Genomic DNA, 15,748 nt, shown 5'->3' with positions numbered 1-15,748 from the left:
TGTTTCAGCGTTGGGCCGAGAAAAGGTCTTGGTTGAGACGGGTCGGGCCACTCATGCCGACGCAGATCAAACTGCCATCCGGGGCAGCCACTAAACCTGCAACCGAGGTGCCGGTCGGGCCGGCCAGGTGCCTAAAGCTGCTCCCTTGACTCGGACTGATCAGCAGATCGCCAGCCTGGCTGACCAGCACCAGCGCGCCGTCAGGCAGTTTGGTGGCCGCAGAAAACGCTACCTCCAAGCCGGTTTCGATGCGTCGCCAGCTGGCACCCTGGTCGTTCGACCAATAAGCGTTGCCACGCAGCCCGAAGGCCACCAACGTTCCACCGGCGCCGCCCTGCAGGCCAAAAAAACTGCCGTCATAGGGCGAGTCCAGCGCCTGGAAGCTGCGACCGTTATCGCTGGAACGCAGCAGCAGACCGCGCTCACCCACGATGAACAGCGCGCCGCCGGCGGCGCGAATACCGTACAGATTGAGGCCCTCGGGGTTATCCACCTGTTGCATCCATGGCTGCCAGTTGTCGCCACCGTCCACGGTGCGCAGAATCAGGCCGTAGGCGCCGACGGCATAGCCGTTACGGCGGTCGCTGAAGTACAGGTCGAGAAATGGCTTGTCCGGGCCATCGGCAACCAGTCGCTCGGCGTCTTTGAGCTGCTTGGCGTCGTTGCCCTGTTGCGCCGACACCAACGCCAGCTGCGCGGCGGCGACACCATCGAGTTGTTTGACCCAGGTTTCACCACCATCCGAGCTGTGAAGAATCACGCCCATATGGCCGACTGCCCAGCCCTGCTCGGCATCGACAAACTGCACCGCCGTCAGGCTGACGCTCACAGGCACGCGGGCTTGGCGCCAGTGTTTGCCGGAGTCATCAGAGAGCAGGACGATGCCGCGTTCGCCGACCGCCACCAGCCGTTCGCCGGCACGGGTTACCGCCAGCAGCACCGCATGGTCGGCCTTGGCACTTTGCAGCGCTGCCTGGTCGAGTAGCGAAATCCGCGGGCTGGCCGCGGCCCAACCTGGCACCAGCAATGCCGCCAGCAGCAAGGTCGCCGGCAGCACCCTCGTGAGTGAAAAGTTAACGATCATGTCTGCTCCAACCACCCATAGAGTTATCCAAACGCTAATTGCACAACGCGCCGAACCTGGGGTTCGGCGCCCTGGGCAATCCGTTAGCGCATGCTGTCGCTGGCCATGGCATCCGGGGTGAAAAACGCGGACGGCGGACGTGGATAGCTCTGGTACTGCACGCCCAGGTCGTTGGCCGATGAGTTCAGGAAGTAGGCGCCGGTCTCCAGGTTGTAGCTGCCCCACATCATTTGCGCGGTCAGCGCGGGCATTTCAGGCGCCAGCAGCGTCAGCGAATAGTTATGCCGGCCCAACTTGCCTTGCGCGTCATACCCGTCGAGCAGCAGCACCTGCCAGGAGTCCTCGTCCACGTAATAGGTGCGCTTGGGCACCACGTGACGCTTGCCGTCCTTGAGCGTCGCGCTCACCACCCACACCCGGTGTTTCTCCCAGCGCACCAGATCCGGGTTGAGGAAGCCCGGCTTGACCAGCTCGTCACTGGGTGCCGCCGCGGCGCGGTTGTTGTTGTAAGGCACCAGCAGCTCTTTCTTGCCGATCAGTTTGAGGTCGTGGCGGTCGGTCGGGCCGAAAATCATGAAGGCTTCGTCGAAAAAGCCGACGCCCGAGGTGACGAAGTCCGGCGTGTCATAGGCAATGTTCGGCGCACGCCGTACCCGACGTTGGCCAACCAGGTACTGCCAGGCGGCACGCTTGCCCGGATCCATGTCCCAATGGGTCATCAGCCCCTCGCCCGCCTTGGACGACGGGAGTTCCGTGGCCAGCTTGCCGATCAGAAACTTGCCATCAAAGGTATCCAGGCTGCCCTCTTTGAAGTAATAGGGATGCTGGTACCAGAAACGCGCGCGGGTGGCCTGGATCTTCTTGCCGCCAGCGGTCATCAGCCAGGTATCAAAAGGCGCATAGAAGGTGTCGCCACCCTGCCAGGACAGGCGGTAGTTCCACAACACCTCGGCACCGTTCTGCGGCAATGGGAAGGGAATCCCGCCATAAGCACCGCTGACTTTCTCGGTTTCCACCTCGAGGTTTGCACGGGTGGCGTTCTTCAGGGTGTTGTCATACACCCACTGCGGGGCAGCGGCACTGCGCCGGGTCGGATAGACGTCCAGGCGGTAGCCCGGATATTTCTGCAACAGGGCCTTGGTCCCCTCGGCCAACTGATCGGCGTACTGGGCCATGTTGGACGCGCTCACCGAATACAGCGGCTTGTCGGCAGCGAATGGGTCGGCACGCTTGTCGCCGTTCTTGTAGCCTGCCGGCGCTTTGGTGTAGCCACCGGTCCATTCGGGGATGCTGCCGTCTTTGTTACCGGCGCGCTCGGCGCCCATGGGTGTAAGGTCGGTATTAAGCCGTGCGGCCTGCTCAGGGGAAACCGCCGCCTGCACCAGGCCGGCGCTTAACAAGGCAATGGCCAGGGCCGAAATACGCAAGGAAAATTTGCTTTGCATAGCGGATGAAACCTCTTATTAGAATGTGGTTTTCACGTACATGGAGACGAAGTCACGGTCGGCCAGCGATTGCCCATAGCTGAAGTTGCCGTCTTCGCGCAGTCCCGCCTCCTTCTTGCCGAAGAAGTTCACGTAGTTCACGCCGAAGTCCCAGCGCTGCAAATAAGTGACCTTGAGTCCGACGCTCCAGTCGCCGGCATGGGTGTTGCCGAAACCGGCCTTGCTGACCGCCGAGGAACGCCCATCGAGTACCACTCCAAAGCCCACCGGTACGGTCAGGTCGAGGCCGTCGGCCACCTGGAAGTAGGCCGGCTCGGCCAGCACCCGCAGTGCGGTGGCGTCACGGGTGGTATTGGAGTCCAATGCCGCACGGTTCTCGGTAACGCTGAGGGTGCGGTTCCACGCCAGTTCGGCGAGTACCGAACCGCCGTCCCATAGTGCGTTGGGCGACAGCAGGTAAATGGTCGAGAGGTTGACGTGCGCGGTCTTGCCCTTGGCGTAGAGCGCGTTGTCGCTGTTGTCGGCCGCCATGCCGGGTGTCACCACCTGCAGGTTGCTCACCAGGGGCGCATCCCAACGCACCGAACTCTCGCCTGCGAAGTTGAACGGACCGTGAGCGGTGGAGAAGCTGACGCCGACGGTCTTGATGTCTTCGGCATAGACCTGGCGGTAGGAGCCGAGGATCGGCAGCCCGGTAGCGGCCGCCGCTGCACCATCCAGGTAGGCATAGAGCGCGCTCGGGGCCTTGTCGTGATACTTCGCGGCGTAGAAGCCCAGCTCAAGCTCCGTGCCTTCGGGCTTGTAGCGCAGTTGCATGCCGCCCTGCCCGCTATTTTTGGCTTCGATGTCAGAGGCATGAACGGTGGTGTTGCCAAACACCTCAGTCCAGTCGCCCGAACCTTTGCCGATGCCATCGTTATCGCTCAGGTAGCTGCCCGCACCCGGCAGGTTGGAACGCTCCCATTCGAACTGATAGTACGCACCCACCGACAACTGAGGGTTGATCTGCAACTGCCCGGACACTTGATTGACCGGCCGCAGGATTTCCTTGAACTGGGTACCTGGTACGCTGAGCAGCTTGACGATGTCGCTAGGCCCTTGGGCGGCGGCGATGCCGTTGCCACCGTAGAACAGGCTTTCGCCATAGATCAGGCTGTGTCGGCCGAGGCGCACGGTGCCCTGGCTTGCGTCACCGACATCGCCGCGCACGAACACGAAGGCGTCCAGCAACTCGGCGTCACGCCCGTGCAGTTCGCGGGTATCGTCGAGGAAGTGGCGCTGGTCGCTGCTGTCGGTGTCCTTGTTATAGACATCGTCGTACCAGGCCGCCCCGCTGAGGCGCAGGCCATAGTTTTCCCGACTCAGGTCCATTTCACTGAACAGGTCCAGGCGGTTGGAGACCAGGCCGCTGCTGAAGTTCTTGTCGCCCTGGCTTTGTATCGAGGGATACAAGCCTCCCGCCGTCGGCGCGTTGACCAGATTGTCGTCGGCGCCGTTGAGTCGCCAGGCCTGGCTGTATTTGATGGTGTTGTCCCAACGCAAACGCCATTCACTGTCGCCCAAGTCTATTTGTGCGGCTTGAGACTGGCCGGCCCAGCTCGCCAGACACACCGAGAGCGCCATGGCGGAACGCTTGAAGCCTGGATAGCAACGAGAGTTGTGCATGTTGTTCCTCATTATTCTTGTTGTTGGAAGCAGGTTTTATGAGCCGATCATTCGCTCGAAAACGACCGACAATGAATTGCGCGAAAAGGCGTGGCCCAAGGTTCCTCATTCAGACGTAAGTGGACGCCAGCCCCCCATCGACGGGCAGGTTGATGCCATTGACCCAGCGAGATTCGTCAGCGCACAGGAAGGCAATGGCGGCCGCCACCTCATCGGCGTAGGCCGGGCGTTTCATGCGGTGGGCGTCAGCGTCGATGCGCTCTTTACCGAGCATGGCGACGAAATCACCCAGGATTGGGGTGAACACCGGGCCCGGAGCCACGCAGTTCATGCGAACCGAGGTCTGCAAGAACCATGGCTGGGCCTGCAAAGCGTTCCAGACGATCAAGGCTTCTTTGAAGTACTGGTAGCAGCTCTCCGGAGGCACCGGGTGTTCGGCCAACCAGGCCTGGCCATCCGCAAAACTGTCGGTACGGGCCAAGGCCTTGTGCAAATCCACCCGCAGTGGCCACTCCGCGCCCAGGATCGAAGCGACGTTGACGATGCTGCCACCGGCCCGGATACGCGGCAGCAGCGCTGCGCAGAGATGGCGCAGCCCCAGATAATTGATCTGGGCAACCCGTTGTGGATCGGCGGTGCCCGGCACCCCGGCGATATTGCACAGGCCGTCGAGGGTGTCCGGTAACTGCCGCACCGCCGCGTCGATGGCATCCGGGTGGCTGAGGTCAGCCTGGATGAAATGATCCAGGCTCAGGTGGGGCTCATTGCGATCCATGCCGATGACGATGGCGCCGTGGGCACGCAGGATTCGGGCGGTTTCGGCGCCAATGCCCGAGGACACCCCGGTCACGACTATCCTTTTACTGGTCAGCTTCATACGGGTTCCCCGATTCGTGCTTGTGCTGCCCGCGTTAGGGCGACAGCCAAGCCATATTGTTATTCGCCGAATTAGTTAATGTCGGTAACTAGTTGTAGCAAGCGATATGCCATCTCTGGACAATGACGAGGAAACCGCTCAAGCACGCGGCATTCAGCCTGAATAGGGAAAAACAGCGACAGGAAGGCGGGATGGAGCGCGTTAGAAAAGTGATGATTTCAGCAATTTCATGCTGCACTATGCGGATTATGATTACTCAAATTAAGGGTTTCTGATGGCAGACAAGCTGATTTCCCTGGCCGAACTCTCTCGTGATGCACAAAAGAAACCCGGACGTGGCGCCAGCGAGCAATTGCCACCCGGCGCCGCCCCTACCCTGCAGGACCTGACCGAATGCCTGCTGTTCAGCCCGGGCGATGGGCGCATCTGGTTGAACGGCGCGCGCATGCTGCTGATGCACAACAGCGGCATCGGCGCACTGCGCCGGGAGCTGATTGAAAGCATGGGCCTGGCCCGCGCCCGAGGGATCATGCTGCGCACCGGCTACCATTGCGGTGCCCGGGACGCCGCGTTGATCAAGGAACGCTTTCCCGAGGCCGATATCCTGGCGCTGTTTGCCGCCGGCCCGATCATCCATGCGATTGAAGGGGCGGTGAAGGTCGAGCCGGTGCACTTCGAATTCGACATGAACCTGGGAACCTATTACGGAGAGTTCCTCTGGCACCACTCCAGCGAAGATGATGAGCACATCGCCCAGTACGGCATCGGCACCGAGCCGGCCTGCTGGATGCAAACAGGCTATGCCACCGGATACACCTCGGCGATGGTCGGCCGGTTGATCGTCTACCGCGAGGTCGAATGCCGCTCCACCGGCTCGAGCATTTGCCGGCTGATCGGAAAACCCGCCGAGGAATGGGACGACGCCGAAGCGGACCTGGCCGACCTCAACGCCGAACCCTTCGTCAGCACCGGTGGACGCAGCGCCACGGCACCCAACCGCAGCGATAAAGGCGCCCTGCCCACTGGCCTGCAAGCGGGTCCGACACCGGCGCAAGACACCGACATGGTCGGTATTTCTTCAGCCTTCAACGCCGCTTGCCACATGTTAAGGCGGGTCGCGCCAACCCAGGCCACGGTGCTGTTCACCGGTGAGTCCGGGGTCGGCAAGGAAATGTTCGCCAGGATGCTGCACCGCATCAGCCCGCGTCACGATGAGCCCTTCGTCGCCATCAACTGCGCGGCCATTCCGGAAAACCTGATGGAGTCGGAGCTGTTCGGCGTCGAGCGCGGCGCCTACACCGGTGCCACTCAATCGCGCGCCGGGCGCTTCGAGCGCGCCGATGGCGGCACGCTGTTCCTGGACGAAATCGCCACCCTCAGCCTGGTGGCCCAGGGCAAGCTGCTGCGCGCACTTCAGGAAGGCGAGGTCGAGCGGGTTGGCGGCAGTCGCACCTTGAAGGTCGATGTGCGGGTGGTCGCCGCGACCAACGTCGACCTGCGCGCTGCGGCGCAGCGTGGTGAGTTCCGTGAAGACCTGTTCTTTCGCTTGAACGTGTTCCCGATCCACCTGCCGCCGTTGCGCGAACGCAAGGAAGACATCCCGCTGCTGATGACGCATTTCCTGCATCGCTTCACCCAGCGCCACGGCCGCCAGATCAGCGGCTTCACCCCGCGCACGGCCGACACCCTGCTGGCCTATGACTTCCCGGGCAATATTCGCGAGTTGCAGAACCTGGTGGAGCGCGGCGTGATCAGTGCTCCGGACGGCGGCGCAATCGACCTGGCGCACCTGTTTACCAGCGGCGAACGCCTGGCCTTACCCATGTTCTCCATCGGCAAACGCGGCCAACTGGCCGCGGCACCGAACGACCAGGCACCCTCCCAGCGCACGACTGTCGCACCTACCGATACAGGCAATGAAGCGATCCAGGCGCTGTTCGGCGGCAAGGACCTGAGCCGGCTGTCGCTGCAAGAGATCGAGGACACGATGATCGACCACTGCCTGAGCGAGGTGAAAGGCAATGTCTCCGAAGCGGCCCGCCGTCTCGGCCTGACTCGCGCGCAGTTGTCCTATCGCCTGTCGCGGCGGCCGATCAGCGAGTAAAAGGTTGTGCGGGAGCGCTCAAGCCACTTATGGGAATGAAATCATCGTGGCGAGGGGATTTATCCCCGCTGGGCTGCAAAGCAGCCCCCAAACCAGGCAACCCGGTGAGTCAGGGAGATTGAGTTCGCTGCTTTAGGGCTGCTGCGCAGCCCGGCGGGGATAAATCCCCTCGCCACAGGGCGCATGCTGGATAAAACATCGACTGAACATGCCGAGGGCCACTTCGACCCGCCGTTCGATCTGCTCGTCGGACCAGCTCTGTTGCACCCCAAGGGTGAAGAGCTTGAGCGGTTGGGAAATCAACAACGCGTCGATCAGTTCGATGGCCGCCTCGACATCCTCGTTTGCCAACAGCCCCTTGCCCGCCGCCTTGCCCAGCCAGCCACGCAACAGGCCCAGGCAGCGTTCGGCACCTTCCTGATACCAGATCCGGGCAATGCCCGGCGCAGTCTCGCGCCCCTGCGCGGCCATGAGATAGAGACCCAGGGCCAATGGCGAAAGGGTCAGGCGCGCCCATAGGGTCAGGTACATGCGCAACTCGCTGAGCAGATCCTCGGCGCAGTCGATACCGCTTTCCAGGAGCAGTTCGAGGGTGGATAAGTCGCGGGCCACCAACTGTGAGAGCAACGCTTCCTTACTGGCCACCAGTAGATACACGGTCTTCTTCGAGATGCCGGCGGCGCGGGCGATGGCGTCCATGGTGACATTGGCGAAGTTGCCGCTGCCAAGCGCCTGCGCCGCCGCGTCCAGCAGCAAACGCATCTGCTCCTCACGGCTGCGCAACGGAGGACGACCGCGCTTGGCGGGCTGCGCAGTGGTTTCAGGCATTACGAGCCCGGTTGATTGGCATGGTGCACGAGTCCTGACAGTGATGGTTTGGCCAAGGTGCCCAGCCTAGCGCAATGGGCTGAAAACGCCTCGCGCAAAGAGTCCTCGATGAGTTGCCAGGCCTCCTGAGCCGAGTCATCCGGCCCCAGGTGGGTGAACATATGATCGCAGCCGGCGAACATCCGCTCATGCACCGCCACGCCGGCCTGACGCAGTTTCTCTGCGTAGGCCTCGCCCTCAACGCGCAGAATGTCGTACTCGGCGGTGATCAGCGTGGTGGCGGGCATGCCCTGCAACGCCTCGAGCGGCACCCGCAAGGGCGAGGCCAGAGGGTCGTGCGCGTGGGCCGGATCACTCAGGTAGCAACTATTGAAGAAGCGCATCAGGCCCGTGCCAAGCAGCGGTTTGTCGAGGGGCGAGTGCTTCTGTTCGGGATCCAGGGCCAAGTCCAGCGCCGCATAATCGATGATCTGATGCACCACCCGCAGCCGCTGGTGTCCCCGCGCCAGATTGGCCACGCCGGTGGCCAGGTTGCCACCGGCGCTGTGCCCGCCGACGGCGATACACTGTGGGTCGATCCCCAAGGCCGTGGCCTGTCCGGCCAGCCACTCCAGCACCTCGAAGCTCTGTCGCACACCTGCGGGAAAGGGATGCTCTGGGGCCAGGACATAATCCAGATTGACCACCAGGCAACCGAGATTGTGTGCAAGCCGCCGGCAATAGCTGTCGTCATGCTCCGGCACCCCGGCCACGAAACCACCGCCATGCAGGTTCAGATAGACCGGCAAGGGCTCCACGGACGGCGTATCGGGCCAATAGAACAGCGCCCGCGCCGGTCCCCAGGCCGTCGGGATGATTTTCTCTTCGACCGCGCGTAACGGATACGCCGCTGCGTCGTAGATGAACTTGGCTTTCATGCGCTTGGCAAAGGCCCGCAGCAGTTTGGCCTTGAAGGTTTGCATCGCGTTCATGGCCAGACTCCTTGGCGACTCAATGGGCCGTCAGCAATTGATCCAGCAGGCCGTGGATCATTGCGCCGTAGGGCGCGCGCATGGCCAGGTTGGACTCACCGATCGGGCTCTGCACCACGACCGCCTTGGCATGGCTGAAGGTACGGAAACCATAGACGCCATGATAGGCCCCCATGCCGGAGTGACCGACACCGCCGAACGGCAGCGCCTCGAACAGGACATGGCTAAAGACGTCATTGATCACCACGCCACCCGAGGTCGTGCGCTCCAGCACCTGCCTACGCTCATCGGCATCCTCGCCAAAGTAATAGGCCGCCAACGGTCGCGGCTGGTTGTTGACGTAATCAATCGCCGTGGCGAAATATCGGTAGGTTTTGATCGGTAACAGCGGCCCGAAAATCTCCTCGCGCAGTACCTGCATCTGCTCACGGGTGTCGAGCACCAGGGTTGGGGCAATCTTGCGGATCTCGCGATCGCTCAGATCCTCCTGCGCCGGGTTGATCTCGATCAGCCGCGCACCTCTGGTTTTGGCATCGACGAGATAGCCTTGCAGACGGTCGAAATTACGCGGGTTGATGATCGAGGTGTAATCAGGGTTGCTGCGCAAGGTGGGGTACATGGCACTGACGAAGCGCACGGCCTCGGCAACGAAGTCCTCCAGTAACTCTTCCGGCAGCAGCACATAGTCCGGGGCCAGGCAGATCTGCCCGGCGTTGAACGTCTTCACCGTCATGACCCGCTGCACCACGGTCGCGAGGTCGGCGCTACGGGAAACCAGTACCGGCGATTTGCCGCCCAGCTCCAGGGTCACCGGCACCAGGTTGTCCGAGGCAGCGCGCATGATGTGCCGGGCCACTGCGGTGCCCCCGGTAAAGATCAGATGGTCGAAGGGTTGCGCACTGAACAGCGCGCCGGCCTCAGCGTCACCGAGCACCGTGGTGAGTTCGTTCTCGTCGAAATAGCGGGCGATCAGTTCGGCGATCAACGCCGAGGTGCGCGGGGTCAGCTCCGAGGGTTTGAGCATGGCCCGGTTACCGGCGGCCAGGATGCTTGCCAGCGGCCCGAAGGCCAGCACGATGGGGAAATTCCACGGGCTGATCACACCGACCACGCCCAGCGGCTGGTAATCGACCCGCGCCTGGCAACCGGGAAACGGTGCCGGATGGGACTCTGATCGCATCCACTCGACCAAGTGCTCACGGCAATGCTTGAGGCTCGCCACAGAACCGGCAATATCCGACAGCAGGGTTTGCTCGCGACTGCGATTGCCGAAGTCTGCCGACACCGCAGCGACAATGGCTTCGCGATTATCCAGAAGCAAGGCAATGGCCCGGTCGAGGCGGTCGCGGCGTAATTCCGGGCTCGCCGGCCCTTCGTCCAGATGGGCCTGCTTCATTTTCGCCAGCGTCGCAGCGAGTTGTTCGGCGCAGACCGGCGCAGCATGATGACCGATGATGCTCATGGCGTGAATTCCTGCTGGTTGGATTGTTATTATTCAGCACTAATATTCGGCGAGCAGGCGCCTTTGCCGACTCGTTGCAGAGAAGTATGCCAAAAAACATGACAAAGGAAACCGTTAAGTTTCTTAATTTTTCAAGGCCGCGAAAGATAGAGAAACAGGTGGATATTGGAGAATAGCAAGCATAAATCGGATGAAACGCACCATAACGCTGGGCGCTTGAGCGGCGTTCAGCAATGAGCAAATAATTGGCAACTAATTAATTTTAATAACTAATTACCGCAGCAACCTCCCCCCGTTTGGTTCAAGCGCAGCGGTTCTGTGGAGAGTGGATTTATCTCCTCACCACAGATGAATTCCCTCGCCATGAGCCTCGCATCAGTCCATCACCAGATCGGCACACTGTAGGTCAGCAGAAACCGCGTCTGGTTTTCATCGCGAAACGCGGCCGCCCCGGGAAAGTCATTGCGGTAAATCGATTTACGCGCAAGCAGTCCGAGGTTCTTCAATGCGCCGCTCTGGATCACATACCCCAGTTCCATCTGGAACTCGCGCTCCTTGCGGTCTTCGGCATTGAGCGCCGCCAGTTCGATGTGGTCGCCGCGCACGTAGCGCAAACGGGTCCTCAGGCCCGGTACGCCGACTGCGGCAAAGTCATAATCATGGATCACCTGCCAGGTGCGCTCCTTGGCGTTGAGAAAATCCGAGCTCATGGTCATTTCACTCAGGCCCATCAACTCGGTGCCAGACACATATGGCGTGGCCGTATCGCCGCTGGCGTGCATGTAGCCCAGGCTTACCCGGTGACCGCCCAAGCGATACCCCACCAGCGCCGAAACATTGCGGTTATCCACCTTGCCGGCCTTGGCCGCGCCGTCTTCGTCGCTGAAAAAACTGCGCAGATCGGTAGTCAACACGCCGTCGCCCAACGGCAGGTTATGCAGCAGCGCCAGCGTATTCTGTCGGTACAAGTCCGCCACTTCGGCGTGGTAGGCCCGCAGGCTGAGGTCTTTGTTGACCTGATAATCGCCGCCCACGTAAGCCATATGAGACGCGGTCGCCGCGCCATTGAAGCGACGGTTGGGCGAGGCAATGCTCATCGGCTGGTAGTCGGTGGAGTCGCGCCGGTTGATGCGGTCGATGTAACCAGTATTCAACGTCAGCCCTTCAATGCCCTTGGCACTGAGGGTCGTGCCGCGAAAGGTCTGCGGCAACAACCGCGACGGGCTGGCGAAGGCAAACGGCAGGAAAATCGATACGTCCCCGGTCTTCACCGTGGTCTGGCCGATTCGCAGCTTGCCGGTCAACGCCAGACGCGAATACTCATCGGCGGCACGCTTGTCACTGCTGGAGACCGGCAACAACTCCGTACCACTGCGGTCCGGCGACGAGTCCAGCTTGATCCCCACCAGGCCCCGGGCATCCAGGCCGAAACCGACGGGACCTGGGGTAAACCCCGATTCCATATTCATGAACACACCTTGGGCCCATTCCCGAGCCGCGGTCTTGGCGCCGTCATCCTTGTAGTCGCGGTCCAGGTAGTAATTGCGCAGGGTCAAGGTTCCGTGGCTGTCGTCGATCAATCCCTCGGCGAGCACTGCGCTGGAAGCGAGGCTCAGCCCGAGGCAGGCCAGCAGACGGACGACAGGTGAAAGAGAAGGCGCCGCAACGGCGTCCCGGACAAAGTCAGGCATGTTCAACGTCCACTTATTGTTGTTGTTTTGGTCGGCCCGAGCTTTCGTAATAGCGGGCTATGCGGACTAAGAATGGAAATGGCGCGGGTGCTTCGTCAATCCAGACTGACCGATAATCGAACATTAATATAGTTAACCAATTTTTCAGTTCGTCCAAAATAACTCGTCAACCTATTGAATTTTATCGAAATATCACCTTAATCCACCGCCAGCTCGCGGCGATTCATTTTTTAGTTAGCTTTGTTAATCTTAATTCATCTGCCGGTTTCCCCCGTTACCGGTGCTCCACAGACAAAAACAATAAGAGGGATTTGCCATGAACAGTCCGGCGCGTCGTGCGACGCTGACCATCGCCTTGTGTTTTATCGTTGCGTTGATCGAGGGGTTCGATCTGCAATCGGCCGGCACTGCCGCCGCCGGTTTGCGACAGACGTTTGCCCTGGACCCGAAAATGATGGGCTGGGTATTCAGCGCCGGGATCATCGGCCTGCTGCCCGGGGCGTTCTTCGGTGGCTGGATTGCCGATCGCATCGGCCGCAAGAAGATCCTCATCGCTGCGGTCCTGCTGTTCGGCGTGTTTTCCCTCAGCACCGCGTATGTCGAACAGTTCTCCAGCCTGCTGCTGGTGCGCTTCATGACCGGCCTGGGCCTGGGCGCCGCCCTGCCCAACCTCATCGCATTGTGTGCCGAAGCCGTGGGCGAGCAACGGCGCGGCACGGCGATCAGTGTGATGTACGCGGGTGTGCCGTTGGGTGGCGCGCTGGCGGCGGTGGTTGCCATGCTGTTTGGCGAACACTGGCAAATGACCTTTTTCATCGGCGGGCTGGCGCCGCTGCTGGTGGTGCCGTTGATGTTGCTGTGGCTGCCCGAGTCCAGCGCCTTTCGCCAGGTGCAGGGCGCCAGCGCGCCACTGCGCGGCTCCACCGGCCAGGCGCTGTTTGGTGAAGGTCGGGGTCGCACGACCCTGGCGCTCTGGCTGAGTTATTTCTTCACCCTGACGGTGATGTACATGCTGCTCAACTGGTTACCATCGTTGTTGCTCGAACAAGGGTTCAGCAAGCCTCAAGCCGGCCTGGTGCAAATGCTGTTCAATATCGGCGGAACCCTTGGCTCATTGCTCGGGGGGCTGTTGCTGGACCGCTGCAACGGCATCAAGGTGGTGTTGTTCGTCTATGCCGGGCTACTGAGCGCATTGGCCGGCGTCGGGTTGTCAGTCGGTATCGTGCCGATGGCGATCGCCGGCTTTGCCGCCGGGTTGTTCGTCATGGCGGCGCAATTGGTACTCTACGCCTTGGCACCGCCCGCCTACCCTACGGCCGTACGTGCGACGGGAGTCGGCGCCGCGGTGGCTATCGGGCGCCTGGGATCGGTCGCCGGACCTTTGGCTGCGGGGCAGATTCTGGCCGCCGGAGCGGGGACGACTGGGGTGCTGCTCGCGACATCGCCGGGGCTGCTGATTGCGACTGTGGCAGCGATCAGCGTGATGGCGCGTGCGGTGCCGGTGGGTGAGGCGCAGGCTGCCCGCTGAGCATTACGGTTTCAATTGAACGACAAAGCCCCGCGCCGATACTCACTCGGCGTCTGGTTCATCTCGATGCGGAAATGTCGGTTGAAGTTGGACAGGTTGTTGTAGCCCACTTCAAAGCAGATATCAGTGACCGGCATTTCACTCTGCAACAGCAAGCGGCAGGCGCGCTGGACCCGCAGCTTGCGCATCAAGTCGATGAAGCCGTGTCCGGTGATGCGTTTGAAGAACCGCGAGAAGCCTGGTTCGCTCATGTCCAGTTGACGGGCGATCACCGACAGGCGCAGGTCGCCGGTGAGTTCGGCTTGCAGGTATTCGAAGGCTTTGTGAATGCGCTCGGAACTGCGCGCATCCAGCGTCGGTGCGTAGCAAGGGCTCGCCAGGCTCCAGGCTTCGTCGACAGGGGCTTGGTTGAGGGTGTGGAGCAGCTCCAAGAACAGCGTCAACCGCGCCAGTCCCTGGGCCGGGCCGATGGCTTGCAGCAGGTGCGCGGCTTGCAACGCCGTATCGCCGCCAAAGGCCAGGCCTCGGCGGGCGCGCTCGAACAGCCCCAGCAGATCCCCCAGTTCGGGCAGCGTTCGGCGCAAGGTCAGCAGCGTCGCGCCATCGAACTGCAACACCACGTCGCGCCCGGGCAGGTGCTCGCCCGGCGCCAGGTCCCCCATCCAGTCGTGGGGCAAATGCGGGCCAATCATCGCTACATGGCCTGGACCAAAGGGGCCAATGTAGTCGCCCGCCAACAGTCTGCCGCTTCCCTGGCGGATCAGGTGGATTTCAAATTCAGGGTGATGGTTCCAGCGCGCCATCGGGTACGGGTAGTCATGCTCGTACCAGCGAAAACTGTGTTCGGGCTCGGGCAGAATGACTTCCAGTTCGGCGGGTCGCTGCTCGAACAGGGGCGTTCGGTGATCAGGCATGTCGCGCCTCTTTTAGCGTTATGGCAGGCACCTTACGCCGAGTGCGCAGCCGTTCGCCAGTCTTGGCCTGACCGCCCGCCGATACTTTTTTAACCTGCGCCTGGCGCACTGACGAGCGTTAAAAAAGTATCAACTCGTGATCCTCCCTGCGTTTGTCGGCCTCCACGGGCGTTGGTGTAATCGGCTTGCCATTGCAGACAGGCAGCACCGCCCGACGCCACGGCTCCACAACAATAGGACAATCCCATGAAACGACTGGAAGGAAAAAGTGCCCTGGTAACCGGTGCCGCCCGTGGCATCGGCAGGACGTTCGCCCAGGCTTATATCAACGAAGGCGCCACGGTGGCGATTGCCGATATCGACCTCGAGCGGGCCCAGGCTACCGCAGTCGAGCTGGGCAACAGCGCCTATGCGGTCAAAATGGACGTGACGGACCAGGCCTCGATCGACCAGGCCATCGAGGCGGTGGTGGCCCGGGCAGGCAAGCTGGATATCCTGATCAACAACGCCGCGCTGTTCGACCTGGCGCCCATCGTGGAGATCACGCGCCAGAGCTACGAGCGGCTGTTTTCCATCAACGTCGCCGGCACGCTGTTCACCCTGCAGGCGGCGGCGCGGCAGATGATCCGCCAGGGCCATGGCGGCCGGATCATCAACATGGCCAGCCAGGCCGGCCGGCGTGGTGAAGCCTTGGTGGCAATCTATTGCGCCACCAAGGCGGCGGTGATCAGCCTGACCCAGTCCGCCGGGTTGGACTTGATCAAGCATCGGATCAACGTCAACGCCATCGCCCCCGGCGTGGTGGATGGCGAACATTGGGATGGCGTGGATGCGCTGTTCGCTCGCCACGAAAACCTGCCGCTGGGGGAAAAGAAGCGTCAGGTCGGGCAGCAAGTGCCGTATGGCCGGATGGGGACTGCGCAGGACCTCACCGGAATGGCGATTTTCCTGGCCTCGGCGGAGAGCGAATACGTAGTGGCGCAGACCTACAACGTCGATGGCGGTAACTGGATGAGCTGATAATCCGCGTTTTTATGGCCTTGAAAGGACGGAAATGGACTTATTCGCCGGAAAATTGATCCCACTACTTGAGGATCATCCCGAACGCTACCCAACGGTGCCGTTCCAAGGGATTTCAAGAGAGCGTGAATACCGTTGCCCCAGCGGGGCAAAAATTGC

Annotated in this window: 12 protein-coding genes; 3 read left to right on the top strand and 9 right to left on the bottom strand. The window is 61.6% G+C overall.

What is annotated here, in order from left to right:
- Window positions 1-4: 4 nt before the first annotated feature.
- The 4 genes from PSH86_RS14785 to PSH86_RS14770 all read right to left on the bottom strand — a co-directional run bounded on the left by PSH86_RS14785 (window position 5) and on the right by PSH86_RS14770 (window position 5,071).
- Window positions 5-1,084 carry a YCF48-related protein gene (locus tag PSH86_RS14785; protein WP_109755337.1) on the bottom strand — a complete coding sequence of 360 codons (1,080 nt, stop codon included), beginning with the start codon at window positions 1,082-1,084 and terminating at the stop codon, window positions 5-7.
- An 83-nt stretch (window positions 1,085-1,167) separates the two neighbouring features.
- Entirely contained in the window at window positions 1,168-2,529 is a 1,362-nt protein-coding gene (locus tag PSH86_RS14780; protein ID WP_109755336.1) for a DUF1329 domain-containing protein, read from the bottom strand.
- An 18-nt stretch (window positions 2,530-2,547) separates the two neighbouring features.
- Window positions 2,548-4,194, bottom strand: a complete 1,647-nt coding sequence (locus PSH86_RS14775; RefSeq protein WP_305490316.1) for a DUF1302 domain-containing protein — start codon at window positions 4,192-4,194, stop codon at window positions 2,548-2,550.
- A gap of 109 nt (window positions 4,195-4,303) precedes the next feature.
- The gene (locus PSH86_RS14770; protein WP_109755334.1) at window positions 4,304-5,071 is read right to left on the bottom strand and encodes a coniferyl-alcohol dehydrogenase; all 768 of its coding nucleotides are present in this window, start codon (window positions 5,069-5,071) and stop codon (window positions 4,304-4,306) included.
- Between the two features lie 274 nt (window positions 5,072-5,345).
- Between PSH86_RS14770 and PSH86_RS14765 the strand changes: the two genes are divergently transcribed.
- Window positions 5,346-7,175 (top strand): sigma-54-dependent Fis family transcriptional regulator, encoded by a 1,830-nt coding sequence (locus PSH86_RS14765; RefSeq protein WP_305490315.1) that lies wholly within the window; start codon window positions 5,346-5,348, stop codon window positions 7,173-7,175.
- Window positions 7,176-7,307: 132 nt separating this feature from the next.
- On the opposite strand, the gene PSH86_RS14760 is transcribed toward PSH86_RS14765, so the two are convergent.
- From PSH86_RS14760 to PSH86_RS14745, 4 genes are all read right to left on the bottom strand, one after another.
- Window positions 7,308-8,003, bottom strand: coding sequence for a TetR/AcrR family transcriptional regulator (locus tag PSH86_RS14760; RefSeq protein ID WP_305490314.1), 696 nt, complete (start codon window positions 8,001-8,003; stop codon window positions 7,308-7,310).
- Window positions 8,003-8,974, bottom strand: a complete 972-nt coding sequence (locus PSH86_RS14755) for an alpha/beta hydrolase (RefSeq protein ID WP_116832336.1) — start codon at window positions 8,972-8,974, stop codon at window positions 8,003-8,005. Before PSH86_RS14755 ends, PSH86_RS14760 begins: the two co-directional genes overlap by 1 nt.
- Window positions 8,975-8,993: 19 nt before the next feature.
- Window positions 8,994-10,436, bottom strand: a complete 1,443-nt coding sequence (locus PSH86_RS14750; RefSeq protein ID WP_109755330.1) for a coniferyl aldehyde dehydrogenase — start codon at window positions 10,434-10,436, stop codon at window positions 8,994-8,996.
- Between the two features lie 383 nt (window positions 10,437-10,819).
- Complete coding sequence (locus tag PSH86_RS14745) at window positions 10,820-12,127, bottom strand: OprD family porin (RefSeq protein WP_249016444.1); 1,308 nt, start codon at window positions 12,125-12,127, stop codon at window positions 10,820-10,822.
- 316 nt (window positions 12,128-12,443) lie between these two features.
- Here PSH86_RS14745 and mhpT point away from each other — a divergent pair, with 316 nt between their 5' ends.
- Entirely contained in the window at window positions 12,444-13,655 is a 1,212-nt protein-coding gene (gene mhpT / locus PSH86_RS14740; protein ID WP_116832334.1) for a 3-(3-hydroxy-phenyl)propionate transporter MhpT, read from the top strand.
- An 11-nt stretch (window positions 13,656-13,666) separates the two neighbouring features.
- On the opposite strand, the gene PSH86_RS14735 is transcribed toward mhpT, so the two are convergent.
- Entirely contained in the window at window positions 13,667-14,569 is a 903-nt protein-coding gene (locus PSH86_RS14735; protein WP_305490313.1) for an AraC family transcriptional regulator, read from the bottom strand.
- Window positions 14,570-14,815: 246 nt separating this feature from the next.
- Here PSH86_RS14735 and PSH86_RS14730 point away from each other — a divergent pair, with 246 nt between their 5' ends.
- Entirely contained in the window at window positions 14,816-15,589 is a 774-nt protein-coding gene (locus PSH86_RS14730; protein WP_305490312.1) for an L-iditol 2-dehydrogenase, read from the top strand.
- The last annotated feature ends 159 nt before the right edge of the window (window positions 15,590-15,748 follow it).

Origin of the sequence: Pseudomonas sp. FP2300, assembly GCF_030687595.1 — a bacterium.
Taxonomy (GTDB): Bacteria; Pseudomonadota; Gammaproteobacteria; order Pseudomonadales; family Pseudomonadaceae; genus Aquipseudomonas; species Aquipseudomonas bijieensis.
The sequence above is the reverse complement of the archived record's forward strand: the minus strand, read 5'-3'. Positions and strand labels throughout refer to the sequence as shown.

Coding starts and splice junctions, on each gene's coding strand:
- PSH86_RS14745 (WP_249016444.1), bottom strand. CDS start 12,127: ATGCCTGACTTTGTCCGGGACGCCGTTGCGGCGCCTTCTCTTTCACCT.
- PSH86_RS14760 (WP_305490314.1), bottom strand. CDS start 8,003: ATGCCTGAAACCACTGCGCAGCCCGCCAAGCGCGGTCGTCCTCCGTTG.
- PSH86_RS14765 (WP_305490315.1), top strand. CDS start 5,346: ATGGCAGACAAGCTGATTTCCCTGGCCGAACTCTCTCGTGATGCACAA.
- PSH86_RS14730 (WP_305490312.1), top strand. CDS start 14,816: ATGAAACGACTGGAAGGAAAAAGTGCCCTGGTAACCGGTGCCGCCCGT.
- PSH86_RS14775 (WP_305490316.1), bottom strand. CDS start 4,194: ATGCACAACTCTCGTTGCTATCCAGGCTTCAAGCGTTCCGCCATGGCG.
- PSH86_RS14755 (WP_116832336.1), bottom strand. CDS start 8,974: ATGAACGCGATGCAAACCTTCAAGGCCAAACTGCTGCGGGCCTTTGCC.
- PSH86_RS14750 (WP_109755330.1), bottom strand. CDS start 10,436: ATGAGCATCATCGGTCATCATGCTGCGCCGGTCTGCGCCGAACAACTC.
- PSH86_RS14780 (WP_109755336.1), bottom strand. CDS start 2,529: ATGCAAAGCAAATTTTCCTTGCGTATTTCGGCCCTGGCCATTGCCTTG.
- mhpT (WP_116832334.1), top strand. CDS start 12,444: ATGAACAGTCCGGCGCGTCGTGCGACGCTGACCATCGCCTTGTGTTTT.
- PSH86_RS14785 (WP_109755337.1), bottom strand. CDS start 1,084: ATGATCGTTAACTTTTCACTCACGAGGGTGCTGCCGGCGACCTTGCTG.
- PSH86_RS14735 (WP_305490313.1), bottom strand. CDS start 14,569: ATGCCTGATCACCGAACGCCCCTGTTCGAGCAGCGACCCGCCGAACTG.
- PSH86_RS14770 (WP_109755334.1), bottom strand. CDS start 5,071: ATGAAGCTGACCAGTAAAAGGATAGTCGTGACCGGGGTGTCCTCGGGC.